Origin of the sequence: Methanosarcina barkeri str. Wiesmoor, from assembly GCF_000969985.1 — an archaeon.
Taxonomy (GTDB): domain Archaea; phylum Halobacteriota; class Methanosarcinia; order Methanosarcinales; family Methanosarcinaceae; genus Methanosarcina; species Methanosarcina barkeri_B.
In genome coordinates this window covers 3,379,374-3,403,882 of record NZ_CP009526.1, presented here as the reverse complement: position 1 = coordinate 3,403,882, position 24,509 = coordinate 3,379,374, and the positions used below count along the sequence as shown (strand labels likewise).

The window sequence follows — 24,509 nt, the reverse complement described above, 5'->3', positions numbered from 1 at the left end:
GCTGAATAGCTCTTTTTCTTTTTGTTGTTCACATATAACTGGAGGTCTACAATGAATAAAAAATTAAAAAATGTCCTTTTAGGAACATCCGTGCTACTGTTGTTTTTCCTGGCTTTCTCCCAGGGGTGTATGGCAGCAGCGGATGTTCCTCTATCCCCCCCGATGCTTCCGATGACAGTAATAGGAGTTGCTCTCATTGACGGTATGCCTGCTCCCGATGGGACTATTGTTGCAGCTTATCTTAATGAAAAGGAGTATCTTGCAAATACTTCCTCAGGAAATTACTCCCTCTTTATCCCTGGTACTGCTGAAGATGAAGGAAAAACGATTACTTTTAAAGTGAATGGAAATGAAGCTGCGAGCAGTGTTGCCTGGGAATCTGGAGTTATAGTTACCCTCGAACTACCTGATGGTAAGGCGGTATATCCCGAGACTATTGTAAGTAATTCGGGTAGTAATTCGGGTAGTAATTCAAATAGCAATTCAAATAGCAATTCAAATAGCAATTCAAATAGCAATTCAAATAGCAATTCAAATTTAAAAACAGGTTCAGAACCTTTGACAGATAATAAAGAACAGAGAGTTCCCGCAGAGGATCCCAAAGCTGATACCGTTGAAAGTTCAGTCCTTGAGCGGAACATGGCGGCTTCGGGAAGTTCAGGCGAAAATTCCGAGGTTAAAGAGGCAGCAGAATCTTCTAAAAGTTCTCTTAAATCAGAAAGTGCTCCAGGTTTCCTTATTGTCTATGCGGTTGCAGGCATACTTCTGCTTGTTTTTGGATCCGATTTCGGGAGGGGATCTAGAAGGAATCGCTGAAGGCTTTTTTCAAAAAAAGTCTAAATGATTAACGGTAAAATTTCAAGGTGACATGATGACGATCAAGGACAAACATTTAAGAGTTTTATTATGCCTGGTTATTCTGGTACTGGGCATGTTCCTTGTTCCGGCCGCATCTGCCAGTTCTTCTTCTACTATTCCTTCTCTCCCCAACGCGTTTGGAGGAAGTCTGAAAGGAGATGCTGCACAAGCGGGTCCCGGACTCGTAATCTCTGCATATATAGATTCAAAGCTTGTTGATTCGTACACTCTTAAAGAGGTTGGAAAGTACAAGCTGGCAGTTGATGGAACCGAGCAAGATAATGGAAAAGCGATAACCTTCAAGCTGGGGGGTATTGAATCCGAGCCTGTTTCCGTAACTTATAAGCACGGAGCTGATCCAGTTAAACTTGACCTTACGTTCTATGGAGACTTTATACCTCCAGAAATACAAACTTTATCTGCATCTCCAATATACATCCTGAATGACGGAGAAGATTTCTCTACTGTCACGGCAAAGGTTGTAGACGACTCTGGAATCAAATCAGTGACTCTCGACCTTGCTCCTATAGGGCAGAACGTGGTTTCATTAAAGTCAGAAGGTGGAGATAAGTATACCTGTAATATAGCCAGTACCGTAGCAGGTGAGTTCAAACTCAAATTCACGGCTTCGAACCCCTCAGGAAACAGTGTTGTAGATACAGACAGCATTTCCATCACTGTACTGAAAGAAAGTCAACTCGCAACAACGTTTGGAGGTTCTGACGTGGTCTTCTCTCCTGAGGAAATTGAGGCTCTTGTAAACAATAACGATGTATCCAGCGGGGTCAAATATGCAGTTCTGGGTGTGTATTTTGCTGATGGGTGGGATCGGATATGAAACGGCATGAGTTAAAATTTGTTGTTGTACTGTTCCTGGCCCTGACTTTATTTACCTTCCCGGCTTCTGCAGGCAGTGCGGAAAGGACTTTTCCTTCTTCGGTTAATTCCGGTGAGGAATTCAAGGTAACAGTCAATGTATCTGACTACGGTGCTGCCGGACAGGTGCTTGAAAAGCTTCCTTCTGGCTTCACATTTGTTAGTTCTACCCTGCCGAAAAGAGCTGTAACTGTGAATGGCAGCGAAGTTTCCTTCCTGCTTATGACTGAAAAGAGTTTCAGTTACACTCTGAAAGCTCCAGCAACAACCGGTACATACAAAATTGTGGGAATTTTGAGAGATATCAACAAAGCTGAGTTTTCTGTCCTTCCCGCCGACTGTTCCATCACTGTCAGTGGTGGCAGCTCAGGTGGTTCAAGTGGCGGTTCAAGTGGTTCAAGTGGTGGAGGCGGCGGAGGCGGCGGTTCTGCTGAGCCTCAGAGTAATGTTGAGTCCAAAGAACTGTCCAAGAAATCGGTCAAATCTGGGGAGCGCGTAAGGTTCGAGTTTTCACAGGGTGCAACCTGCATAAGGTATGTGGAGTTTGATGCCAAAAAGAGTATGGGAAAGATCACTACTATTGTCGAAATGCTGAAAGGACAGTCCAAACTGGTTTCGGGCCTGCCAGAAGGCACGATTTATAAGAACGTGAACATCTGGGTAGGTTCTGGAGGAATTGCAAATTCCAATAACATTGCAAACGCAGTTGTCGGCTTTAGAGTTGAAAAGTCCTGGCTCGAGACATGCGGAGCTGACGAAACTTCTGTAGCTCTATGGAACTATAATAACAAAGCCTGGAGCAAACTTGAAACCGCAAAAGTTGGTGAAGACAGCACCTATGTCTTCTTTGAGTCCAAAACTCCGGGTTTCGGATCCTTCTCAATTGTAGTACCCGCTGAGAGTGTAGAACTGAAACCTTCAAAACCAGTAGACACCACCACTCCATCCACAGAAAAAGTTGAAACGAACCCTGCAACTAACGAAAACAAACCTTCTGGCTGGGGATCTATCCCGGGATTTGAGTCTGTAGTAGCTGCGGGAATTCTTGGTGTTGTTTACGGTATCCTGAGACGAAAGTAAAGACAGTACTGAATCTCAAAATAGATTTCAATTTAAAGCAGCATTCAAAGCTGCCTATCTTTCTTTTTTAAAACAACCGTTGCGCCCGTTTGATCACGCCGGATTAGGTTTGGGGGTAAGATTATCAAATTCAAGCATTGCCTTGTTTTTGATCAAAAAGGTGTTGTGGTCACGCCTGCTGAGTGACACAAAAAGGAATTTGGGTAACTAAGACTCTAACTGAGTTGAAAATCAGTTTCTCTTTGCCATAATTCAGTCCTCTTGAGCGAACGAAGTGAGCGAAAAGGGCACCGTCCTCCCGAGACGGGACCCGGGCAATACATCAGCCGGGATTCGAACCCGGGTTCGAGCGTTGGCAACGCCCGGTGATGACCGCTACACTACTGATGTTCAAAGTTTACAGGATGCTCTTCTGCTTATTACATTATGTTTTCTAACTAATTAAGTTGATACCTGAGAGATTTTCGGAGAAATGTGTTTTATATCACCTATATTTTTAAGGCAGGGTGTATGTTCTCATTCCTTTTCTTAAAGCTATCTTTTTAGCTTCTATTCTTTTGTAATGATTGAACTGTAACTACTTTAACGGATTTCCATATAGAATCCTATTAAAATGCGTGGAGTTCCTAAATTAGATTATTATTGAAAACTAAATAGGAAAATTTTTAAACGTTAATTTTTATTATATTTATGGTGTTTGGCAGTTGGTCGACCAGGAGAAAATTCATACTCAATGTCTAAGCAATGATCCACAAGAGCGTATACATGCGTTAGAGGAATTAAAGAATTTCTTCTTTTTCATGCCAGATAAGCAACAGGCATGGAATGACTTACATAGACTGACCAATGATAAGGATCATGATATTAGGTCTAGTGCTTCCAGAGCTCTTGATTTTGTATTTCCTGAGATACCAGATAAGCAACAGGCATGGAATGATTTACTTAGACTGATCAATGATAAAGATCATGATGTTAGGTCCAGTGCTTCCAGAGCTCTTGATTCTGCATTTACTCAAGTACCAGATAGGCAACAGGCATGGAATGATTTACTTAGACTAACTAACGATGAAGACTGGCTAGTAAGATCTAGTGCTGCCGAAGCTCTTGGTTCTGCGTTTTCTCAAGTACCCGATAAACAACAGGCATGGAATGACCTACATAGACTGATCAATGATGAAAACATTTTTGTGAGGATAAATGCTACCTTAGCTCTTGAATCTGCGTTTTCTCAAGTGCCAGATAAACAACGGTCATTGAATAATTTACTTAGTCTGACCAATGATGAAGACCACGAAGTTAGGTCCAGTGCCGCCTATGCTCTTGGTTCTGCGTTTTCCCACTTTTCAGATAAGCAACAGGCATGGAATGATTTACTTAAACTGACCAATGATCAAAACAGTTCTGTGAGATCCTCCTCAAATCATTCTCTTGGAAGAGTTTCGATATTCATGGCTTCCCAGGCAGAAACAGAGGATGATTACAAAAAAGAATTAGAAAAGGCAATAGAATTTTTCGAAACTGCAACAAAGGAAGCATCTTATGATAATCCTGCTCAATTTTGTCTCCCTTTTTATCGTTCATTCTATACAATAATTTTCAAAAAACAGGAAGCAAAAGGAGAAGTGAACAAATATCTGGAAAAAGCTAAAGCTGCAATTGAAGACTCCGAAGGCAAAAAACAGCTCTTTGAAGCTGTTCAAAGTCTCGCCGAAGCACTAAAAGAAGTCCAGAATATGGAAAATCTAGACTTGTCTGGGATGAAAGATGAGCTTAGTTTCTACGGTAAATATTGTGATTACGCTGCAGAACTAATGAGCTGCGCCGACGAAAAATCACCGTTTGCGACAGAAGTTCTGAAAAAGGCTGCCAATTCTAGTACATCGATTCTCAAATAAACACATAGTAAGAAAATAAGTACAGCTTATAAAGTAAATATCATTCTAAAGTCATATGGAATTCTATAACACGGAAAACACAGCCAGTTGCAGAGTATTCGATCTGGATATTACAACCACGGAAAACACGGAAAGCATGGAAGAACCATGCCTTTACTACTATATTTCCGTGTCTTCCATGCTTTCAGTGGTTTTCAAAAAATTTATTTTTGACATATTCATTTCTGATATACTTTGGAATCGATGCAGTAGTTGACGTATTCTGTTGAAATCCCACTCTTTGATTACAAACCACAAGATGGGCACAGATAAATATAGAGGATTATCCACGTGCATATGTATTTATTTGCAGTTTCAATTAAAACGTAAGTTTCTACAGGGCCCATAATACTATAAGTTTTTATGTCATGAATGCAGGTTTAATAGCCAATATGAACAACAACTTCAAACAGAAATCATCGATTCCTAATAAATATTTAATTTTGATTGCAGGTATCGTTTGGATGTTTGCTGGAACAATGGTAATAGAGACTGGATTACCATATTTTATAAATCAAGGAAGATATATTTTTAGTGTTTTTTTAGCTGCTTTAGTATTTTCAGTATTTTACTTTCTCATTTTCTCTAAATTAGTTGAGAAGCACACGACTCGAATAAGTACAGATAATAGAAAGAAAATGTTTGTTATGGAATTTTTTGATAAAAAGTCATATCTGATTATGGTGGTAATGATATTAGGTGGAATTACTATTCGGAAATTTAGTCTTTTACCAGCTTTTGACATCGGATTCTTTTATGTTGGAATCGGTTTGGCATTGTTCTCGTGTGGTATGAAGTTTGTATATAAATTTAAAACTTCATCTTTGTGATTGAATAACCTTGAAGAACTATCTACATGGTCTATCATACAAAATAGAAGCGAACGTTCCAGAATTTACAGTTGATCGAAAACGCGAATTGAATAACCTGTTTTTGAGGTTTAATAAGAAATAATATTAATAATTTCTTAAAAGGAAATGTATTTTCTGTTTTCCGTTTTTAAAAAGTTAAGTAAATTCAAAACCTTTTATCTGTCATTTTTATCTGTCGTGTAAAAACCATTAAGTATTGAATGTACAAAGTTTTATATTATCAAGCCAGTATAGACTGATATCTTTTATACTCTTGCGACGTGTGTTATTTGAGTGTGTTATTTGATTTTCAAACTGATAGTTTTGATTTTATTACTGAACTTTTTGAGTGATGGATTTTGAGCGAGCTTGAGAAACTGATAGATCTTGCAAAAAATGCAGCCGAAAAAATCCGGAAATACAGATTTGTGCGCGTAGTCTCACATAATGATGCTGACGGTCTGACCTCAGCCGGGATAATGGCGCAGGCCCTGCTGCGAGCAGGCATTTGTTTCCAGCTTTCAATAGCTGGAAAGCTGGATGAAGCTGTAATTGAAAACGTGAACAAGAGCATCTCCAGGAATGAACTTGTCATTTTTTGCGATATGGGCAGCGGGCAGCCTGAACTTATTGATAAGGTGGCAGCTGATGTTATAGTGCTTGACCATCACCAGCCTGTAGGGCAATCTCCGGCAAAAGCCGTTGTAAATGCCCATCTGGTTGGGATCGAGGGGGCAACTGACATATCGGCTTCTGGCACCTGCTACCTGGTAGCCAGAGAACTGGCAGCCGGTAACGTTGACCTTGCAGGGCTGGCCCTTGCAGGTGCAATTGGTGACAAGCAACTCTTTCACACGGCCAATGCCTTCATCCTGGAAGAAGCCTTAAAAGCAGGGGTCGTGTCTATTCGGAAGGGGCTCAAAGTAGGAGATGGAGACCTTGTAGACGTTCTTGCATACAGTACTGAACCTTTTATGGATATAACCGGTTACCCTGAAAAAGTTACAGAATTTTTGAATCAGCTCGGACTTTCAGGAAAGATTGAAAACCTATCAGAGGCGGAAGTCTCAAGGCTTGCCAATGCTGTTGCCCTGAAACTTGTCAGGCAGGCAAGTCCGGAAGCCATTGAGGCTGTTATCGGAGAAGTTTTGCTTTTGAACCGAGAGCTTGTAAGAAACGTTTACGATTTTATTTCTATTCTTAATACATGCGGAAAGCAGAAAATCTACGGGCTGGCTATTTCTCTTTGCCTAAAAGATCAGGAGATTGTCAATGAAGCCCTTTCTCTTAAAAGCGAGCATGAGAAGAAGCTTACACTGAATGTCAGGGAAAATGTAGAAAAAATTCGCAAAGGAGAAAATCTCTGGTATGTTGCTACTGCTGATGCCATTTCTACCGGGAACCTTGCAAGCACGGTTGTCCGCTACCTTCATCCCGAGCTTCCTTTTATTTGCATAAATGAATCCGAAGGAATCCTGAAAGTCTCTGCAAGAGGCACCCGTGAACTCGTCTCAAAGGGCCTTGACCTTGCTTTTGCAATGAGGGAAGCTGCAAGTGCAGTAGGTGGAAGAGGAGGCGGACATAATGTAGCTTCTGGAGCTGCAATTCCTCTTGGGAGTGCTGAGGAGTTCCTGAGTATTGCAGACCGAATCATAGGTGACCAGCTCCAGAAGACCGGAACGAAAAATCAAAAAACGAATATCAAGTTCTCTGAATAACAGGCACAAACAAATGAAATTACTTGAAAGAACTTTCATGCCAAAGATAAATATAATAAGTTGGAAACACGATGGGAATACTTATGAAAATTACAGGTACAATTGAATTTCCGGATCCTGAATCAAGAAAATCCGCTGCGAGAATTCTGCAGGCTCTTTCTCCGGATAATCTTAGAAGCATGGAAAGTGAAGTCCGTGAGGATAAAGTTGCCGTCCGGTTTCATTCTGAGAAGATAGGTTCTCTTCTTGCAACGGTTGATGATTTTCTTATGAATGTTAAAATTGGAGAAGGAATAGAAGAGGCTATGAAAAAAGACGATAAAGTTCAGGAAAGCTAATTTACTTACAAGTTTTCTTTCCTTTACTTTTTTTCCTTTATTTTATCTTTCCTTTACTTTTTTCCTTTATTTTCTTTTTCCTTTCTTTTTCTCTTTCCTTTCTTTTCTTTACTCTTTTTCCTTTCTTTTCTCTTTTTCATTCATTCTCTTTTCTTTACTCTTTTTCTTTTCTTTACTCTTTTTCCTTCTCTCTTTCCCATTTTATTTTTTTATTTTTTTATCTTTTTCTTATGTTTTAATGTCGTAGCTGTCACATCCCTGAACCTTCCCGCCATAGCTGTATCAGTTCTATGAGCCTCTCGTCCGTGAGTTCTGCTCCGGTTTCAGGGATCAGTATGCCACTGCGATAGATATGGATAGCTTCCTGTAACTCTCCGGTGCTTATATTTTCTCCTTCCTGGGAATCCAGGCTATCCCAGGGATTCCATGTGCGGACTGTCCAGTTCCAGCTCCATTTAATGTTTTTGTCTCCTGCTCTGGCAATTGCTGTGACATTATAAAAACCTGGAGAGCGGATGACCTCCGTGTATGAGCTATCCTTAACGCTGGATTCGGAATCTTTACTTTCTCCATTAAGATACCAGCTTATATCACAGGCATAATTTGTACTGATACTGAACTCCTGTTTCTCTCCTTTGTAGCTTGTTACATTCTCTATGGGGCTGGCTGAGTTAATTGAAAGGGGAACCACTTTTATATAACCGGTTTTAGTTTCGGTGTCAGACCCTTTACTGTTACTGATAGTCAGAGAAACAGCATAATTCCCATAAGACCCATAGGTATATATCGGGTTCTGGGCTGTTGAGTCGATTTTCCCGTCTCCGTTTAGATCCCACTTCCAGTAAAGGGCATTACTGGAAAGGTCTGTGAACTGGACCGTAAGAGGAGACATTCCTGTTGTAATGTTTGAAGAAAAATCAGCCTCAGGGGGCGCACTGGTTGTGAAAGCTTTAATGCAGAGGTTTGCTTCCGAATTGCTTGATATGTCTTCCCACTTGACTCCGTTAGGGCTCACATAGCTTTCTCCGGCATTGGCCTGGGCTTTGCTGCTGTAATAGGCTACAGGTTGTTCGGCTGCCAGAGGACCTGAAGCCGAAGGATTGGCAAATCTTATAACTATTGAGAATTTCTCTCCGGCATGTACTGGCACTGCCGAATTCAGCACATGTGTATGGTATCCTGGGAAAGAGTATCGGCCGCTTTCCTGTACAAGGTATCCCTGTCCAGAATTCACAGGCCCGGAAACAGGATTTTTATATATGTATATCTCGTAAGCTGTATTAAGGTCCGTAGTATAGAACCCGATGGCCCTGAGGTTTTCGTTCCTTTCCGAGGAGAAAACATTGCCACCCCAGGCAACAAGGCTTCCTTCATATTCTTTTGATACTATCCATCCAAGAGGGTCATACTGATAGATGTGGTCATAATTATCCTGACTTTCAGCTGTGAACACGGCGTTTTCATTGTATCCGAGTTTTGTGTCGTAGTAGGAAATATAAAAGTACCCGTCCTCTCCCCAGGTGTCGCTCCAGCTATTTTTCACTATAAAAGCTCCATCTCCTGAAGGAACCTGGGGAAAGGAATTCCTGTCAAAAGAATCATCCCAGCCCACAATGGCTACAGCATGATTGACGGAAAAGCTTCCTGGGTATCGATAAGCATAGTTTTTTTGCTGATAATAACCAGGATTCCAGTATATTGTGGTGTACACAGCCCCATACTCCAGAATTGCATTCTTGAGAACCTCGTTATCCAGGGGTTCTACCTTCTCGGGCAGAAAAAGTGCCTCTTGAATATGTTTCTGTACAGAAAGCCCTGTGGGTGAATAAGAAGATGAGTCATCATAAGGATCCTCATATTCATTTACAGGCCCACTCCAGCGAGAAAGGTATGCTGTTGATATGAATGCGTTGCCACCGTCATCAGCAGTAAGATCAAATCCATGCGAATAGTTCTTTGAGACAAGGTTTTTCATGTTGTTTTCGGAAAAGTCATAACTTCTTCCTTCTTTTCCCAGGAGGTAAGATTCAAGAGAAGCAATACTTGAAAAAGCCCAGCAGCTTCCATCCTTTCCCTGGTTCTTTACTGCTGTTACTTTTCCCTCCTTGCGCAGATCATAAACAGCCGGGAGGTCTGAGCCTGAAGCTCCGAGTAAAAGTCTTCCTTCAGAGCTTCCAAGTCCTGACAGGTCTACTGGTGAGGGCTTATACCCTGTACTTGAAAGCTGTCCGTAACTGCTCACAAAAGAAAAAGCTTCAATTGAGTCAGTCTGCTGGTCTTCCAGAAAGTCGGGGTTCATTGGGGCTGTTTTAATCATGGGTTCAACCATGGACTTATCAGAAGATGTGCAGTTTTGCAGCGTTTCAGGATCTTCGGCATTTCCGGCGGCAAAACCCAGGCTGCCTGGCAGGCACAAAATCAAAACCATAAACACAAGCAGAAAAGATTTTATTTTTTTAATCAGGGAAAATTTTATTCTTTTCAAGATCTTTGGCCTCGGTGAAATCGTCTCCTAGCGAGCTTGTATATGCTTTTTCGGAGCTTGCCGGGATGTATGTCTTTATCATTATTTTATAATTGATTTCCAGAACTATTTATGAGATTTGTCTATAAGTTTTTTTCGAACTATGTATAATTCTTTATTATATTCCATACACGATTTTTCCTTCTAAAAACTAAATATCAATTACAAACTAAGGAACTACTCTCAAATTTTTCCCAATTATAATATATTAATATATATAAATTATTAAATTGTTATATATGTTCATACATTTAATTTCACTTGTCTAGTTTTAATTTTATTTATTTTATTTTTACAAACTATTTTATTGAGGCCGTAATTTCCAATAGAAAGAAACATTACTCTTGTCTGCCCATACTTTGTAGAGACACTTTAAAAGGGGTGCAAATATGTTTTCGGAAGTACTTGCAGACTTTGAAAAAACCAGACCTGAAGACCTTGATAAAGAGATCCTTAGAGTTGCCATGATTGCAGAGCTGGATGCTATCAACATTTATGAGCAAATGGCAAATCTGGCAAAAAGCGAAGAAATTCATAAAGTCTTGCTTGACATTGCCAGAGAAGAAAAAATTCATGTAGCAATGTTTGAAACCGTGCTCTTGCAAACTGACAGAGAATTTTTGAAAATTTATTCGGATTATGCTCTGGCTAGAAGTAGAAAATAAGCTTGAAATCTGTTTGCAACCATATTTTCTATTGATCTTCCATGCTTGAAGAATATGAGAAGAAAAGACACTTTCAAAAGACGCCTGAACCGTCGACTACTGGTGTTAAAAAAAGCTCTGACAAACCGATTTTTGTGGTTCAGCGCCATGATGCGCGTAAGCTTCACTATGATTTCCGCCTGGAAATGGATGGAGTTTTGAAAAGCTGGGCTGTGCCAAAGGAGCCACCGAAGGATGCAGGTACCAGACGGCTTGCTATCGAGACTGAAGACCATCCGCTGGCATATGCCGATTTTGAGGGGGAAATTCCGGCTGGAGAGTACGGAGCCGGCAAGGTTGAGATCTGGGATCGGGGAACTTTTGAGCTTTTGAAACGTGAGGAAAGGGAAATTGTAGTGTCACTTGAAGGAAAAGAATTGAAAGGGATTTATGTTTTGATCCGGACAAAGTACGGAAAAGGTGAAAAAGGTTGGCTCTTCTTTAAAAAGGCCAGCTAAAAGCCGACTTTAACTTAACATTTATAAATGAGCAAGCTGTGTCTAAAGAGTGAAATATGGGTCAGACCGTGATTTTTGAACTACCCTGATCTTTTTAAACCATTGTGAGTATAAGCATATGGGGATACTTACGGAAGAAAGAGTAAAGATCAATGTTTTTGAAATTGTCGGGGAAAACTGCTGCGTTGCCGCTTGTGACGGGCAGAAAGTTTATGATATTATTACGGCTGCGCTCTGTGAAAATAAGAAAATTGAACTCTCTTTTGCAGAAGCGAATGAGCTTACTCCTGCCTTTTTGAATTCGGCAATAGGGCAACTTTACGGCTGTTTTCCTGCAGAACAGATTGAGAGCAACCTTTTATTCATGGATATCTCCGAGGAAGACGAGATTATCCTTAAGAGAGTAATCGAGCGGGCGAAAACTTATTTTGAGCGTGCGTATACCTGCAGAAAGGCGTTGAAAGACGTGCTTGGAGGAGAAGATGCGTAAGAGCGTTCACCACGCAACTGTTTTTCCGGTGAGGCGTCGCCCAAGGCTTCGCGCCGGAGGGCTAAGACCCGCAAAACCTGTCCCTGTAAAGGTGCATCCCATAGAGAAATATGATTTTCCCGAAGGCAAAAGCTATTTCTTTGACACCAACATCTGGCTGTATATCTACGGTCCAATCGGCTGGCCTGACCAGCGGTCGGATGCCTATTCAAAGGCTTTGAAAGAAATAAGAAACTCGGAAGGCACGATTTATATAAACTGCATGATAATTTCAGAATTCATAAACACCTTTGCCAGAATCGAGTTCAAGCAGCAGACCGAATTTACGAGGTTCAAGGAATTTCGAAACTCTCTACCCTTCCGGCCAATCGCCCAGGATATAGCTTACAATGTAAGAAAGATTCTCAAAAGCACCCTCGCCTGCGATCCCGAAATGGAAGTTATAGACCTTCCTGAAGTCATGGACATGTTCGCGCAGGGAAAATACGATTTTAACGACCTTATCTTTGCCCAGATCTGCCGAGCAAAAAATATGGTTTTCGTAACTCACGATAAGGATTTTAGTGAGCTTGGAGTTGAGATTCTGACTGCAAATGAAAGGCTGGTAGATGTGGGGAGAGAAGGGAACGAAGGGAAAGAAGGAAGAGAATGACCGGGTTCAATTTCTTATTTTTCAGGCTTGACTTCTATATAGAGTTAAGTTGATTCTTTTATTCTTCTGTTTAATTCTTCAATTCTCTGCTTGCATGTGACATCCCGAAAGTCCAGGTACAGAAGCTACGTAACTGCCGCCTTCGCTCTGTTCAAATCTCAATCTTCAAATCAATTTTAAAAATATGTTCCGGAGTGAATTGTTTTTTATCATTAAGGATGATCCCTCTTTTACAATACTGAAAATCAGGGAATACGACAAAATAAACCACTGTACCCAATTTCAAAAAATATCCTGGAATTAATCTCTTACTTGAATATTTCTTGAATCTGCTTGCCGGATAAATGATTTTGTGCCAGCCTAAATCCAGACCACCTTTCCCGTCGGGAAAGTTTTTCCCTTCAAAAAAATAAATACAACTTTCTGTAAATATTGAGTAGTACAGATCTTCTAACCCTTTATATTTAAAAATTTTAACTATTTCCTGTGTCTTTTTATCCTTGAAGTATACATCAAAAATGGATCTTTTAACTCCTCTGGGGCCGATATAACATTTGTTTTCCAAACTGATCCTGCCTATTATCTGATTGAAAATCCCTAAGAACCATAAATGCTCTATAGAAAAATTTTCAATCAAATTTTCCTTAAAGGCATCGTCCAGATGTTCAAAATTATTTGGGTTTTCATAGTCCAGTTCTTCAGCTCTGGATAAGTCCAGATCTAAATAGGGTTTTTCAAACCTGTTTTCATCAAAAATGACAAAATTGCCTTTTCCTGTTTTGATTATAAAGCAGTTTTTATCCCTTAACTCCCTGGACTGTCTGGAGTAGAAATCAATTGAAAGGTAATTCGGAGTGAAACTTGATACTTTTAAACTGTGCTTTGTTTTGTACTCGGAAAAATTTCTTTCTGTGGAGTGACCTTGCATGGAGAGTTCTTTGAGAAACTCGGGTTCATCAAGGAGCGCAAGCCAAACATTATACATAATATATAACAGTGAGGCAACAGTTAATAAATTTTATTATTAAGGAACTGGCGAGAAAATTGGCGAAAATGATTCATGCTGGCTCATAATCGAATAAAAGTCAAAACGGTCTGAATATTTCGGTAAAAATCTATTTTCCGCACCTTACTGCTCCCCCTCTCCCTCACCTACGGTTTTTTCCAAAATCATGAAATTCTCAAACCGGAACCCAAAATAGATAATTCTTAATAGAACAGGGAATAACTGAGATTTTTTCCTCACGACAAATTTATCATTTATGCAAATAAAAATACTACTGATTTCATTGCACTGGTTGAAAAAGCCGGCTTGACGGCTGCCAGAAACAGGTTACTGAAAAATTAACAGTAGTGCTATTATAATCAGATTTACCGAACTGGGGAGATGATAATGCCTACAAAAGAAGAGATAGAGAGCCAGATTATGGACCTCTGGGATGAGATTTTTGATCTTGACGACAAAAGTAAGGGAGAATTGGAGGCTAAGTATGCAGAATGGCGGGAAGTAGAACCGCGATTGAACGAAGGGGTAGATGAACTTGTAATACATATCGAGTCAATGAAAGGAATCAGTGAAGAAAGCCTGCTTATCTACAAAGAGGTTAAAGAAATCAAAGTCAGGTACAAGCAGCAGAAGGATGAGATACAGGCAAAAATAGATGCGCTGAAGAAAGAAAAAGAAAAGATATAAAGATGTCACTGGCTGCCTTTCCAGGAAAAGGCCGAAAATTAAGATACCTTCAATACATTTCATAATTCTTTTGTTCTTGTTTTTCCATGCAAGGCTACTACTGGTAAGTTCTTCAAAATTAAATCTCTTAAGGAATATATTTTTTAAGCTTTGTACTCCCTTTGTGCTCCCTCTTTCTCAACCCCCGGCAAGTTCAAGTTTCCTGTAAGTTCCCTCTAAAACATCTCATGGCAAAAGACTGATCTACATCAGAATTTTCGGGCCGGCATCAGCAAGATAAACATTTTATAGCAATGCGGAAATCTGTTAATTATGGTAGAAACGTACAGATTTTCAGCTGTCATCCAAAAAGAAGGAAAATGGTATGTTTCATGGTGTCCCGAACTTGATATTGCAAGCCAGGGAGAAACGATTGAAGAAGCCATTGAGAACTTAAAAGAAGCAATCGAACTCTATCTCGAAGACGAAGACGCTCAGATCCCCGCAGCTGGTCAGGTTTTTACCACAACGGTGGAGGTCTCTTCCCATGCCAAAACTTCCCACCCCGTCAGCTCGTGAAGTTATCAGGGCACTCAGCAGCCAGGGGTTTCAGGTGGTTAAGTCCCTGAGCTGGAAAAGATCTAGCTCTTTTTACAGTTTAACGTTATTCTATCTTTAAAAAACAATCAGGCTTTTAATAAGTTCAATCCATTCATCCCGCGTAATTTTTACATCTTTTATTATCTTATTGATCATTCCTTTTCCGATCTTATTTGTGGGATGTACAGGGATTATAGTTGTTCTTCCATCTGGATGCCGTAAAAACAAGTGACTACCTTTTTGTCTTATCTGCTCAAAACCCATACTTTCAAGTGCTTTTATGACTTTTTTGCTGGGGAGAGGCACTATTTTATCCATTCAAACCTCAACTTTGACCTTCTGTATCCCGACAAAATCAAGATGTTCCTTTTCTCCCTTTTCGGCTTCAACCTCAAGGTACAGCTCAATTGCTTCTTTTATTCTTCTGTTTAATTCGTCAAGATTCTCTGCCTGTGTATGACATCCTGGAAGTTCAGGCACAGAAGCTACATAGACTCCATCTTCGTCCTGTTCAATAACTACAGTAAATTCTCTCATTGACTGGCCTCGTCTTTCAGATATAAATCATATTCCAATGATTTTATTTATAGCTGTGTTAACTTTCTCGTTTACTCTTTGCAGGTCTGTTTTCAGAAAGAGAATTATATGGAAAAGCTGATTTCAAAGAGATCTTCAGATCTATTTCTATAAAAATATATTTCCCACGCCAACTGCTCCCCTCTTCCCCACCTACCGTTTTTTAGTTTTTGATCCTTCGCCAAACCGATCCGCGACAGAATCTCTAGATCGTGAAATCCTCAAACCGGACCCCTGAATGCAAAATTTTTGATAGCGACCTGGAATTCCTAAGATACTTGTTAAAAGCTTAAGGAGGGGGATTCTGGAATTTACGTGATCTCATGCAATCATCAAAAAACAAATTTTTTGTCAAACTATTCGCTTTTGTTATATATTATTTTAAAATATATATTTAATATGGCTTTTTTCTTGAAAGCTTTAGAAAAAATAAAAAAATTTATTAATTAAATAAGTTCTTCTGTAGTATATGCTACTTTTCAAAAATTCAGCTAAGACAATGGAAGGCGTTCTCAATAACGCAAAACATGCTACAGATGGAAAACCACATGACGTAAAGCCGGGCGATATAATATTGATTGCTCAAACTAAAAGTACGCTTCCATCTGGACAAAAACCAATTAGATGGATAATGAATTTTGTATCCTGCGAGGAAGACATAAACAATTTAAGCGATAAAATATGGGGAAAGCACTGGCGGTATATAATTAACGGGGAAAACATAAGGCCCGTTGAGCCTTTTGATATAAATGAAGTAAAAGTTACTTCTAAAAACTATGATGCAGTTCAAACTTTTGCTGTAATAGAGCCTGAAGATGAAGATAGGATATTGAATTGGATATCTGAGGCTGTAAGTACTTATGTATCTAGTAAAACTGCTATATCTGAAGAATTTAGGGAAGGAAAAACTCTGGATTACGATGAACTAATACAAAAATTAGATATTAAATACAGAAATACTCCAGAATTTAAAGAAACTATTACTGGATTGATTCAAAGACCTTCCTTATTGTCTAATGCGATTAAAGAAAAATATGGCTACAAATGTATGATATGTGGATATCCGGGATTTTTGAAGAAGAACGGTGAGAAATATGCAGAAGTTCACCATATGATTGAATTAAATCAAAAAGCACCGGAAACACTTCAAAGCTGGAATTTATTAGTTGTTTGTCCATTGTGTCACAGAAAGTTACACTATGCTGATGTGAAATCGGAATTTTTAGATCCCGGATGGAAAATAATAATTGATGGTCAAGAACACATTATTAGGTGAACTGATTCCAAAACTGATCTTTCGTACACAGATCCAGGTCAATCAGGTATCTTACCAAATAAGGGTGAAGCCTTACTTCAAAATCCAGACTTCATTACTGGGGTACGTATTTCTCATTTTCTTCAAGTCAATAGCTATTATTGCACTTACATACTTTTTCTTTGAATACACATTTTGAAAAGCCATTGGAAGTGATTCTCCATTCTTTATTTTAGGAACTTCTTCAGTATTATTAACTCTCCACCTTCCATCTGGCCCTACAGGTACAAAAGAGGTACATCTAACTACATTTATTGCTTCTATTCCGACTTCCACTTCTGCATCATCAAAGGCATCCAATCTATTTTCTCCATGACCCAATGACACAAAAGGATATACAGTTCCTTGAATTTTTGTAGGGTCTATCATTTTACCACTTTTTAGCAAGATTAAAGCATAATTAGGACTTACACGATGAAACTTTTTATTATTATCTGGACTTCAGATTTTCTCCTAACTTATGCAAAACAATAAAACTTATTGAGGTGTTTCCAGAGACTAAAATATGCTTTAAAAGCTAAAAACGGTGTATAAATGCTTATTTCATCTAAAATTTGCTTATGGGGACTTTAACCCCCCATAGCTAACTATTAAGGCTTTTGCTTCCTGGCCTTGGTTTTTATCCACTTGTCTACAAAAGCATAGGTGTGCTAGGCACTCGGTTGAACGTAGCGTTCTTTCCAGACCTGGTTCCAACTTAGTCCCAGCTTAGTCCCAACTTAGTCCTAACTTAGTTCCAACTTTTATTTCCTTACAAGACCATGTGCAGTAGTAAACTCAACTCTATATATTTTTTCGCGTATTTGATAAGAATACTATTATACCCAGCAGGTAAAATAAACACTCTATGAAACTCACTGTCCTTGTTGATAATAACACCCTTATTGACAGGTATTTCTTTGCCGAGCCCGGTTTGTCTTTTCTGCTGGAGGAGTCAGGCATACGAGTTCTTTTTGATACCGGGTATTCAGATATCTTCCTTAAAAATGCCCGGAAAATGGGACTTTCACTTCTGGACCTTGACTACCTGGTTCTTTCCCATGGGCACCTGGACCACACCTGGGGACTCGAACCTCTGATCCGTTTATTCACGGAAGCAGGGATAGAAAAGCTTCCCAGCAGACCTCCGGTTCTCGTTGCTCATCCCCTGGCCTTCGAAAGCAAAAAAACTGAAGAGATCGGGGAAATAGGAAGTCTGTTCACTCCCAAAAAGCTTTCAGAACACTTCAAGCTACAGCTCTCAAGTACTCCCCTCTGGCTGAGCGAGAAGCTCGTTTTCCTTGGGGAAATCCCCAGGAACTTCACTTTTGAGGCAGAGGCAGCTGTCGGATATGTGCAGGACAGTGAAGGAAACAAAATTCCCGACCTCCTTCCGGATGACACGGCACTCGTATACAGGGCAGAAGCAGGGCTCGTAATTATCACGGGCTGTTCCCACTCCGGGATCTGCAATATTACCGAATATGCAAAGGAAGTCTGTGGAGACAGCAGAGTCCTTGACATAGTAGGTGGCTTTCATCTTCTGGAACCCTCAGAAGAACGGATGCGTGGGACCCTTGAATACCTTAAAAAACTTGACCCCGGCTGCGTGCATGCCTGCCACTGTACGGACTTAAACTCAAAAATCGAACTTTCAAAGGTTTGCAGGCTTAAAGAAGTTGGAGTTGGCCTGCAGATTGAATATTTTTAACGATTTTTTAATTCTCGTTTTCTTTTCTCTTTTTTCGGAAAGGCCGGTCACTGCGTGACCGTGAACCTGGCCGGGGTTCTATTTCTTTCTGCTTCTCCTCCGGAGCTAGATTTAAGTTTTAGTTGCATAGTTGTTGAAACAGATCTTTTAAAATAGTGTGTAACCAATAGCTCTGACATCAATGGCTGACATCAATAGTTGATATAAATAGCTGACAATGATAGCTTAATAAGAAATTATATATAATTATTAATATTTCTCTATGATGATATAATTTCTATGAATTAAATTAACTTATATGAAACAGATATTTTTTAAACATTAAATACTTAAATGGCTGGTAGGATTTTTATTAGACAGCTTGGGTGATCAGGTTATAGATACCTATATCTAATTCTATATCTGAATTATATGTAATTCTATCAAACTATAATTCTAATGTACAAAAACTCAGTGTTCCCATCCAGTTTATAGATAAAAAGCATCAGAATACTCAGTATTCTACTATTGAGTTACGAATTTTCGCTATAGAATAGGCATTTATATCATAAACAGAATTTTAGACTCTGTTTACATCGTTATCTCAATTCACAATTACCTTATTCCATACCAAATAAAAGAGGCTCAAACTTTGAAATTACAGTTCAATCTCAAAGCTTACTTTAAAACAAGTGCAGACCCCACTCCTGCAAAGGATGCTATAGCTGCGCTTTTTGAAGAAGCAAACAGTACCCTTCTCACCCGAGGGGCGCCTGAAGGGCAGGGAGCAAAGGTTACGGAATGGAAGCTCGGGGAGGACAGGATCGAGCTTACGCTCCAGTCCGGCAGGTATGTCAGGGTGCACGATGCAATTTTCCGGCTTAGAAAACAGCTTGCTGAGGCACTCGGCAAGAAATACAAGATCGGTATTCGCGGAATCGAGGTTGAGTCTTTCATCATTAAAGTGCCGGCTGACCACGAGCTCAGGATGCTCAAAGTGCCTTATATAAAAAGTATGGAAAACATTGAAGGCGGGATTCAGCTCGAACTTGAGGTCGGAGAAGCTGAGATGAAGAACCGGGTTCCGGACAGGATTCTCACTCTTCTTGAAGAAAAGATCGAGGCTGCCCAGTATGGAGCAAAGGCTGAGCACTGGAACCTGCTCTGGCAGAGAGAGCCAATGGAGCACCCCTTTAAGGAAGACCCGACCCAGGCCATGATGAAAGAAGGCTGGCTCAAACGTGGGTCAAGCCGCGGGCAGTGGATCCACGGGCCCCAGTCCGCAAGGATCTTCCGGACTTTCGAAAAAATCGTCCTTGAAGAACTTCTAGAACCTCTCGGATACAGGGAAATGATTTTCCCGAAACTTGTCACCTGGGAAGTCTGGATGAAGTCCGGGCATGCAAAGGGTGTCTACCCCGAAATATATTATGTATGTCCTCCGCAGACAAGGGATCCCGATTACTGGGAAGAGGTTGCCGATTACTACAAGGTTACCCATGAAGTGCCCACAAAACTGATCAAAGAAAAAATCGCAGAGCCAATCGGAGGCATGTGCTATGCCCAGTGCCCGCCTTTTTGGATGTATGTTGCAGGGGAAACCCTTCCAAATGAAGAAATTCCTGTAAAGGTTTTTGACAGGTCCGGAACTTCCCACAGGTATGAGAGTGGTGGAATTCACGGAATCGAAAGGGTCGACGAGTTCCACAGGATCGAAATCGTCTGGATAGGCACAAAGGAAGAGGTATTAAAGTGCGCAGAAGAACTGCATGATCGCTATATGCATATCTTCAACGACATCCTGGACATCGAGTGGAGAAAAGCAAGAGTTACCCCCTGGTTTATGGCACAGGAAGGGCTGCTCGGGCTTGCCGAAGAAAACACTGTCGGGACAACCGATTACGAGGCCTGCCTGCCTTACCGTGGGCCGGATGGAGAATGGCTTGAGTTCCAGAATGTGAGCATCAATGGAGATAAGTATCCCAAAGGCTTCAATGTAAAGCTTCAGTCCGGAGACGAACTCTGGTCCGGCTGTTCCGGAGTCGGGCTTGAAAGATGGGCTGCGGTCTTCCTTGCGCAGAAAGGGCTTGACCCTGCAAATTGGCCTGAGGAGTTCAGAAACAGAGTAGGTGAAATGCCAAAAGGCATCCGTTTCCTTTAAACTTTTCTTTAATTTTTCCCAAATTTTTCCATAATGTTTTCTTTAAACTTTTTTCCATAATGTTTTCTTTAAACTTTTTTCCATAATGTTTTCTTTAAACTTTTTTCCTTAAACTTTCTTCAAAATTTTCTTTACATTTTTTCTTCAAACTTTTTTATTTTCTCTTTTTAGCAGATAGGCAGAAAGTGTTTCTGACCGATTTGTTTATATACTGATATGATATGTATAGTGAGCCATTAACTAGTTAGATGCCGCTAATTTCTGAGATCTTCTGGCGATTTTCCGGATCATATTTTTTGATTATCAGGAGCCTGTAGTTGCCGGAATATAGGGGACGGGTCCAGGTTCGGAAGCCTATTGAAGCTCGGAAGTTTCATCTTGAAAGGGAAACGCTAGTGCAAAAAGCACCACAAACTGCGCCTGGCAGCGCAAAGTCTGTGCAAGAGCGCTGAAGGTCATTCATGCTCATTGATTAAGGAAAAACTCATCCGAGCATCCGGAATAAGAAACTGAAAGGCTTGAGGGCCGCAGGATAAACCAGCAGCATACAAAATTCAACAAAAATACTAGAAACAACATAATAATCGTAAAAAGGAACATTACTTCGGAGGAATCACTTGGCAAGAAAGAAAGTACAGAGAAAGCTTGACGGATGGAAATCCAAGGAATGGTATAATATTGAAGCTCCTGCTTACTTAAACAGAGCTATTGTCGGTAACACTATGGCAGGAGATCCTTCTCTTCTTGTAGGACGCAATATTGAAACCACTGTTGGGGAACTTACCAACGATATGACCAAGAATAACACTAAGGTCATCCTTAGGATCAACAATGTCGTAGGAGACGTCGCAACTACCGACCTCATGGGCCACGAACTTACAACCGACTATATCCGCTCAATCGTGAAGAGGCAGACCTCCAGGATTGATGCGAATATCGATGTTAAAACCAAAGACGGCTATATCATCCGTGTAAAGCCTACCTGCTTCACCATCAAAAGAGCACGTTCAAGCCAGATCAAAGCCATCAGGGAAATGATGGTCAACATCGTCGCAAAGCGTGCATCAGAAGCCGATTTCGAGACCTTTATGCAGGAAGCAATCCTTGGCAGGCTCTCAGCAGCCATTTACAGACAGGCCAAGTTTATTTACCCGCTCCGCAGGGTCGAAATCAGAAAGACCCAGGTCGAAGCAGCACCTGCACCTGCTGCATCCGCTGCACCCGAACCTGCAGCAGCATAATTTCGTTCTGGTTCAATATCAAGAAGCAGGGGAAAATCCGAAAGGATTTTCTTATCTCTTTTCTTAGTTTCTTTTAGTATACGATTTTTCTTACTCTTACTGTTCTAATTGTTCTTCTTCGCTGTTCTAATTGTATTTCTAAGGGTTCTTTTGATTTCAGGTTTTTTACTTACTCTTTTTCAGGCCCGCAGCCGATACTTTTGAAGTTTTTCTTTTTGCTTGGGTTACTTCTGGGCTTGCTGCTGAACTTGTTGCTGAACTTGCTGCCTGTTTTGCTACTGAACTTGCTGCAGGGCGGCTTACAGAAGCCTTTTCCTTGATCCTTGTTTCGGCTCCTTTGCCTGGCTTTTTCCAGTACTTTCTGCCTTCCGTGCAGCGCCGGTTTATACAGAACTCTTCTTCAGGGCGGTCGCCGTCTTTTAACCTGAACAGCTTCCAGCCGCAGGTTTCACAGGTCTTGTCAAGAATAGTCAGTTTTCCGGTTTTCGGGACTGAATGAGTGTATCCGCAGCGTTTCGTGCAGCCCAGAAATCGGGTGTCTTTAAAGTTTATCAGGAACATGCTTCCGTCACATTCCGGACAGGGGCCGACCGTTTCTGGGGGATAACATTCTTTTTCAAGGTCGCAGGTAAAACAGGGGCCTATGCCTACAGCCCAGTTATATTTGTTTCCGACTTTCAGGACAGCTACTCCTCCTTTTTTACATTCCTTGCTCCTGAGTACGGTCAAAGCTCCGGCTTTTGGCAGAGGATACGAGTTTCTGCAGTCAGGATAGCCTGTGCAGCCTACAAAGCGGCCTGAATCAGTCTGTACAATTCTTAACACATGCCCACAAGCTTTACAGGTTCCAATGTAGTTTTTCTTGTCTTCGAGGGCAGCTTCATCCTTAATCGTGCCTGCTATGCTTGAAGTCAGCTCCTTTTTATTTGCTTCAAGCTGGGCGTACATCTCCTTGATTAGGGTTGTGCCTTCGTAAAGAGCAGCTTCGAACTCTTTTTTTCCATCTTCTACTTCCTGAATAAGGGCTTCAATCTTTGCCCTTATTTCAGGTTTTACTAGAATCGGAACGGTCAGAGAGAGCCCATCCATAAGGGTAAAGCCTGTATCGAGAATAGAGATTGTTTTTCCCTTTGTCTCAAGATATCCTCGCTTCTTATTTGTTTCGATATGGGTGGGAGCCGTTGCCTTTGTCCCGATTCCATTTTTGTCCATAAGGGTCAAAAGTTCGGCTTCGGTCAGTTTCTTTGGCGGGCTGGTTTTGGATTTTGTGTTGCTGAGCTTTTTTACGCCCACTTTCTGGCCTTCTTCCACAAACGGGAGAAGTTTATCCTTCTTATTTTCAAAGGGATAGGCTTCGAGCCAGCCCGAATCCTTAAGCACGGTTCCGGACGAGTCAAAAGGCTCTTCATTTACGAGCAGATGGAGATGCGTTTTCTCGAAGACGGCTGCAGGCATAAGGTTTGCCAGGAAATGCCTTGCTATAAGGTTATAGACTTCAGGTGCCTGAGGGATATTTACTGCAGAGCTAACTTCTCCTCTTGAAGCCGCTCTGATTGGGTGGATAGGGGGGTGGTCGTGTGCATCTTTCTCCCCGTTTTTCGGGACAATTGGAGCTATAAGGATAGACTCTGCAAAAGGCTTGTACTCTTTCTGGCGTGCAAAGTCAAAGACGAGGGACTTGAAATCAAAGTCTTCAGCGTATTTGTTTGTCTCGGTCCTGGGGTAGCTGGTAAACCCTGCAAGGTAAAGCTGTTCTGCAACCTCAAGGGCAAGTTCCGGGCTTATTCCGAGAAACTTGGAGGCCCTTTTGAGGAATTCCGTAGTATTTAAGGGATTAGGAGGACTGGTTTTCGTTTCTTTTACTGTTTTTTTCGCAACTAACCCTTCCTTTGTTCCTTTCAGTCGTTTGAAGATCTCAGCGGCTTTTTCTTTATCGTGAATATTTCCTGCCCTGTGAGTACCTTCAAAATCTCCTCTTTCTTTTTTTCCTTCTTTTCTTCCTTCTTTTCTTCCTTCTTTTCCTCCTTCTTTTCCACTTTCTGCCGAGAAAATAGCCGTTATCTTCCAGAAGTCCTTTGCCTGAAAAGCCCGGATTGCCTTTTCCCTTTCGTATACAAACCCGCAGGTAGGTGTCTGGCAGGGACCGATAGAAAGTATGTCCTTTGTTCTTGCCCTCTCCCTGACTGAAAGCGTGACAAAGCGGGTAAAAGCTGCTCCCATTTTAAGGTCCAGAATCTGTCTGGCTTCTGCAGCCATTGCCATGTTATAGTCCGGGTTTATCAGGCTTTCAAAAGCTTTTTTAACCTCCTTTGGAGAGAGAGACGAAAAACGTGCCCTTTCAATCGGCACATTTGTTACTTTCTCTGCAAGTGTCTTGGCTTCAAATCCTATGTTTTCTCCTTCCCTGTCATAGTCGCAGGCAAGGACTATCTTGTTTGCTCTTTTTGCCAGATTTTTTACCGCAGCAGCGTAATCAGTTCGCGTTACAAGTTTTTGCGGGTCGATTTCAAGAAGTACACCCGGATTGACTTCTTTCCATTTGTTATACTGCTCTGGGAAGTCATAATTCATAATATGCCCGGAAAGTCCCATTACCAGCCACTCTTCACCTTTCCACTTGAATTCGTATACAGGCAGCCCTTCAACTGTTATCCTCTCAACTTCCCCCTCGCCCAGGATGCTGGCAATCTGGGATGCTGCCTTATTCTTTTCTGCAAATGCGACAATTGTCATATAAAATACCCTGATTCCGTTCTTGAGATTTTATTGGGAGCTAAAATAGTATTAATAAG

23 protein-coding genes and 1 tRNA gene are annotated in these 24,509 nt (G+C 40.9%); 17 read left to right on the top strand and 7 right to left on the bottom strand.

Annotated elements, in window-relative coordinates:
• Positions 1-51: 51 nt before the first annotated feature.
• The 3 genes from MSBRW_RS14110 to MSBRW_RS14100 are packed head-to-tail and all read left to right on the top strand — an operon-like array spanning position 52 to position 2,814.
• On the top strand, positions 52-816 hold the full coding sequence (locus MSBRW_RS14110; RefSeq protein ID WP_011307083.1) for a hypothetical protein: 765 nt from the start codon (positions 52-54) through the stop codon (positions 814-816).
• Between the two features lie 52 nt (positions 817-868).
• Complete coding sequence (locus MSBRW_RS14105) at positions 869-1,696, top strand: Ig-like domain-containing protein (RefSeq protein WP_230669770.1); 828 nt, start codon at positions 869-871, stop codon at positions 1,694-1,696.
• Positions 1,693-2,814, top strand: a complete 1,122-nt coding sequence (locus tag MSBRW_RS14100; protein ID WP_011307085.1) for a PGF-pre-PGF domain-containing protein — start codon at positions 1,693-1,695, stop codon at positions 2,812-2,814. Before MSBRW_RS14105 ends, MSBRW_RS14100 begins: the two co-directional genes overlap by 4 nt.
• A 318-nt stretch (positions 2,815-3,132) precedes the next feature.
• On the opposite strand, the gene MSBRW_RS14095 is transcribed toward MSBRW_RS14100, so the two are convergent.
• Positions 3,133-3,204 (bottom strand) — tRNA-Gly (locus tag MSBRW_RS14095).
• A 314-nt stretch (positions 3,205-3,518) separates the two neighbouring features.
• Between MSBRW_RS14095 and MSBRW_RS14090 the strand changes: the two genes are divergently transcribed.
• The 4 genes from MSBRW_RS14090 (at position 3,519) to MSBRW_RS14075 (ending at position 7,655) form a co-directional block, all read left to right on the top strand.
• Positions 3,519-4,709, top strand: a complete 1,191-nt coding sequence (locus tag MSBRW_RS14090; protein WP_052305887.1) for a HEAT repeat domain-containing protein — start codon at positions 3,519-3,521, stop codon at positions 4,707-4,709.
• A gap of 407 nt (positions 4,710-5,116) precedes the next feature.
• Positions 5,117-5,578, top strand: coding sequence for a hypothetical protein (locus tag MSBRW_RS14085; RefSeq protein WP_052305888.1), 462 nt, complete (start codon positions 5,117-5,119; stop codon positions 5,576-5,578).
• Positions 5,579-5,958: 380 nt separating this feature from the next.
• On the top strand, positions 5,959-7,317 hold the full coding sequence (locus MSBRW_RS14080; RefSeq protein WP_011307088.1) for a single-stranded-DNA-specific exonuclease RecJ: 1,359 nt from the start codon (positions 5,959-5,961) through the stop codon (positions 7,315-7,317).
• A gap of 83 nt (positions 7,318-7,400) precedes the next feature.
• The gene (locus MSBRW_RS14075; RefSeq protein ID WP_011307089.1) at positions 7,401-7,655 is read left to right on the top strand and encodes a KEOPS complex subunit Pcc1; all 255 of its coding nucleotides are present in this window, start codon (positions 7,401-7,403) and stop codon (positions 7,653-7,655) included.
• 250 nt (positions 7,656-7,905) lie between these two features.
• On the opposite strand, the gene MSBRW_RS14070 is transcribed toward MSBRW_RS14075, so the two are convergent.
• Positions 7,906-10,140 (bottom strand): lectin like domain-containing protein, encoded by a 2,235-nt coding sequence (locus MSBRW_RS14070; RefSeq protein WP_230669768.1) that lies wholly within the window; start codon positions 10,138-10,140, stop codon positions 7,906-7,908.
• A gap of 428 nt (positions 10,141-10,568) precedes the next feature.
• On the opposite strand from MSBRW_RS14070, the gene MSBRW_RS14065 reads away from it, so the two are divergent.
• The 4 genes from MSBRW_RS14065 to MSBRW_RS14050 all read left to right on the top strand — a co-directional run bounded on the left by MSBRW_RS14065 (position 10,569) and on the right by MSBRW_RS14050 (position 12,483).
• Positions 10,569-10,844: a demethoxyubiquinone hydroxylase family protein gene (locus MSBRW_RS14065; RefSeq protein ID WP_011307091.1), complete on the top strand. Its 276-nt coding sequence runs from the start codon at positions 10,569-10,571 to the stop codon at positions 10,842-10,844.
• 41 nt (positions 10,845-10,885) lie between these two features.
• A complete protein-coding gene (locus tag MSBRW_RS14060; protein ID WP_011307092.1) occupies positions 10,886-11,341 on the top strand; it encodes a DNA polymerase ligase N-terminal domain-containing protein in 456 nt (151 codons plus the stop codon).
• 118 nt (positions 11,342-11,459) lie between these two features.
• Positions 11,460-11,831 (top strand): STAS-like domain-containing protein, encoded by a 372-nt coding sequence (locus MSBRW_RS14055; protein WP_011307093.1) that lies wholly within the window; start codon positions 11,460-11,462, stop codon positions 11,829-11,831.
• Complete coding sequence (locus tag MSBRW_RS14050) at positions 11,824-12,483, top strand: type II toxin-antitoxin system VapC family toxin (protein ID WP_011307094.1); 660 nt, start codon at positions 11,824-11,826, stop codon at positions 12,481-12,483. The genes MSBRW_RS14055 and MSBRW_RS14050 overlap by 8 nt, the downstream gene beginning before the upstream one ends.
• Positions 12,484-12,634: 151 nt before the next feature.
• Here the strand turns inward: MSBRW_RS14050 and MSBRW_RS23025 are convergent, their stop codons facing one another.
• Entirely contained in the window at positions 12,635-13,048 is a 414-nt protein-coding gene (locus tag MSBRW_RS23025; protein WP_196298001.1) for a hypothetical protein, read from the bottom strand.
• 828 nt (positions 13,049-13,876) lie between these two features.
• Here MSBRW_RS23025 and MSBRW_RS14040 point away from each other — a divergent pair.
• Positions 13,877-14,176: a hypothetical protein gene (locus MSBRW_RS14040; protein WP_011307096.1), complete on the top strand. Its 300-nt coding sequence runs from the start codon at positions 13,877-13,879 to the stop codon at positions 14,174-14,176.
• A 312-nt stretch (positions 14,177-14,488) separates the two neighbouring features.
• Positions 14,489-14,734: a type II toxin-antitoxin system HicB family antitoxin gene (locus MSBRW_RS14035; RefSeq protein ID WP_011307097.1), complete on the top strand. Its 246-nt coding sequence runs from the start codon at positions 14,489-14,491 to the stop codon at positions 14,732-14,734.
• Between the two features lie 96 nt (positions 14,735-14,830).
• On the opposite strand, the gene MSBRW_RS14030 is transcribed toward MSBRW_RS14035, so the two are convergent.
• A complete protein-coding gene (locus tag MSBRW_RS14030) occupies positions 14,831-15,073 on the bottom strand; it encodes a type II toxin-antitoxin system HicA family toxin (RefSeq protein WP_011307098.1) in 243 nt (80 codons plus the stop codon).
• Positions 15,074-15,292, bottom strand: coding sequence for a type II toxin-antitoxin system HicB family antitoxin (locus MSBRW_RS14025; protein WP_011307099.1), 219 nt, complete (start codon positions 15,290-15,292; stop codon positions 15,074-15,076). It abuts the gene before it with no gap.
• 538 nt (positions 15,293-15,830) lie between these two features.
• On the opposite strand from MSBRW_RS14025, the gene MSBRW_RS14020 reads away from it, so the two are divergent.
• On the top strand, positions 15,831-16,607 hold the full coding sequence (locus tag MSBRW_RS14020; RefSeq protein WP_157209488.1) for an HNH endonuclease signature motif containing protein: 777 nt from the start codon (positions 15,831-15,833) through the stop codon (positions 16,605-16,607).
• Positions 16,608-16,679: 72 nt separating this feature from the next.
• On the opposite strand, the gene MSBRW_RS14015 is transcribed toward MSBRW_RS14020, so the two are convergent.
• Complete coding sequence (locus MSBRW_RS14015) at positions 16,680-17,015, bottom strand: pyruvoyl-dependent arginine decarboxylase (protein WP_011307101.1); 336 nt, start codon at positions 17,013-17,015, stop codon at positions 16,680-16,682.
• A gap of 478 nt (positions 17,016-17,493) precedes the next feature.
• On the opposite strand from MSBRW_RS14015, the gene MSBRW_RS14010 reads away from it, so the two are divergent.
• The 3 genes from MSBRW_RS14010 to MSBRW_RS14000 all read left to right on the top strand — a co-directional run bounded on the left by MSBRW_RS14010 (position 17,494) and on the right by MSBRW_RS14000 (position 21,717).
• Complete coding sequence (locus MSBRW_RS14010; protein ID WP_011307102.1) at positions 17,494-18,336, top strand: MBL fold metallo-hydrolase; 843 nt, start codon at positions 17,494-17,496, stop codon at positions 18,334-18,336.
• A 631-nt stretch (positions 18,337-18,967) separates the two neighbouring features.
• Positions 18,968-20,476, top strand: coding sequence for a serine--tRNA ligase (locus MSBRW_RS14005; protein WP_011307103.1), 1,509 nt, complete (start codon positions 18,968-18,970; stop codon positions 20,474-20,476).
• A 617-nt stretch (positions 20,477-21,093) separates the two neighbouring features.
• The gene (locus MSBRW_RS14000; RefSeq protein WP_011307104.1) at positions 21,094-21,717 is read left to right on the top strand and encodes a 30S ribosomal protein S3ae; all 624 of its coding nucleotides are present in this window, start codon (positions 21,094-21,096) and stop codon (positions 21,715-21,717) included.
• Positions 21,718-21,882: 165 nt separating this feature from the next.
• Here MSBRW_RS14000 and MSBRW_RS13995 read toward each other — a convergent pair whose 3' ends face one another.
• Positions 21,883-24,450 carry a DNA topoisomerase I gene (locus tag MSBRW_RS13995; protein WP_011307105.1) on the bottom strand — a complete coding sequence of 856 codons (2,568 nt, stop codon included), beginning with the start codon at positions 24,448-24,450 and terminating at the stop codon, positions 21,883-21,885.
• Positions 24,451-24,509 lie beyond the last annotated feature (59 nt).

Coding starts and splice junctions, on each gene's coding strand:
- MSBRW_RS14110 (WP_011307083.1), top strand. CDS start 52: ATGAATAAAAAATTAAAAAATGTCCTTTTAGGAACATCCGTGCTACTG.
- MSBRW_RS14105 (WP_230669770.1), top strand. CDS start 869: ATGATGACGATCAAGGACAAACATTTAAGAGTTTTATTATGCCTGGTT.
- MSBRW_RS14100 (WP_011307085.1), top strand. CDS start 1,693: ATGAAACGGCATGAGTTAAAATTTGTTGTTGTACTGTTCCTGGCCCTG.
- MSBRW_RS14085 (WP_052305888.1), top strand. CDS start 5,117: ATGAATGCAGGTTTAATAGCCAATATGAACAACAACTTCAAACAGAAA.
- MSBRW_RS14075 (WP_011307089.1), top strand. CDS start 7,401: ATGAAAATTACAGGTACAATTGAATTTCCGGATCCTGAATCAAGAAAA.
- MSBRW_RS14065 (WP_011307091.1), top strand. CDS start 10,569: ATGTTTTCGGAAGTACTTGCAGACTTTGAAAAAACCAGACCTGAAGAC.
- MSBRW_RS14060 (WP_011307092.1), top strand. CDS start 10,886: ATGCTTGAAGAATATGAGAAGAAAAGACACTTTCAAAAGACGCCTGAA.
- MSBRW_RS14055 (WP_011307093.1), top strand. CDS start 11,460: ATGGGGATACTTACGGAAGAAAGAGTAAAGATCAATGTTTTTGAAATT.
- MSBRW_RS14050 (WP_011307094.1), top strand. CDS start 11,824: ATGCGTAAGAGCGTTCACCACGCAACTGTTTTTCCGGTGAGGCGTCGC.
- MSBRW_RS14040 (WP_011307096.1), top strand. CDS start 13,877: ATGCCTACAAAAGAAGAGATAGAGAGCCAGATTATGGACCTCTGGGAT.
- MSBRW_RS14035 (WP_011307097.1), top strand. CDS start 14,489: ATGGTAGAAACGTACAGATTTTCAGCTGTCATCCAAAAAGAAGGAAAA.
- MSBRW_RS14030 (WP_011307098.1), bottom strand. CDS start 15,073: ATGGATAAAATAGTGCCTCTCCCCAGCAAAAAAGTCATAAAAGCACTT.
- MSBRW_RS14025 (WP_011307099.1), bottom strand. CDS start 15,292: ATGAGAGAATTTACTGTAGTTATTGAACAGGACGAAGATGGAGTCTAT.
- MSBRW_RS14020 (WP_157209488.1), top strand. CDS start 15,831: ATGGAAGGCGTTCTCAATAACGCAAAACATGCTACAGATGGAAAACCA.
- MSBRW_RS14015 (WP_011307101.1), bottom strand. CDS start 17,015: ATGATAGACCCTACAAAAATTCAAGGAACTGTATATCCTTTTGTGTCA.
- MSBRW_RS14010 (WP_011307102.1), top strand. CDS start 17,494: ATGAAACTCACTGTCCTTGTTGATAATAACACCCTTATTGACAGGTAT.
- MSBRW_RS13995 (WP_011307105.1), bottom strand. CDS start 24,450: ATGACAATTGTCGCATTTGCAGAAAAGAATAAGGCAGCATCCCAGATT.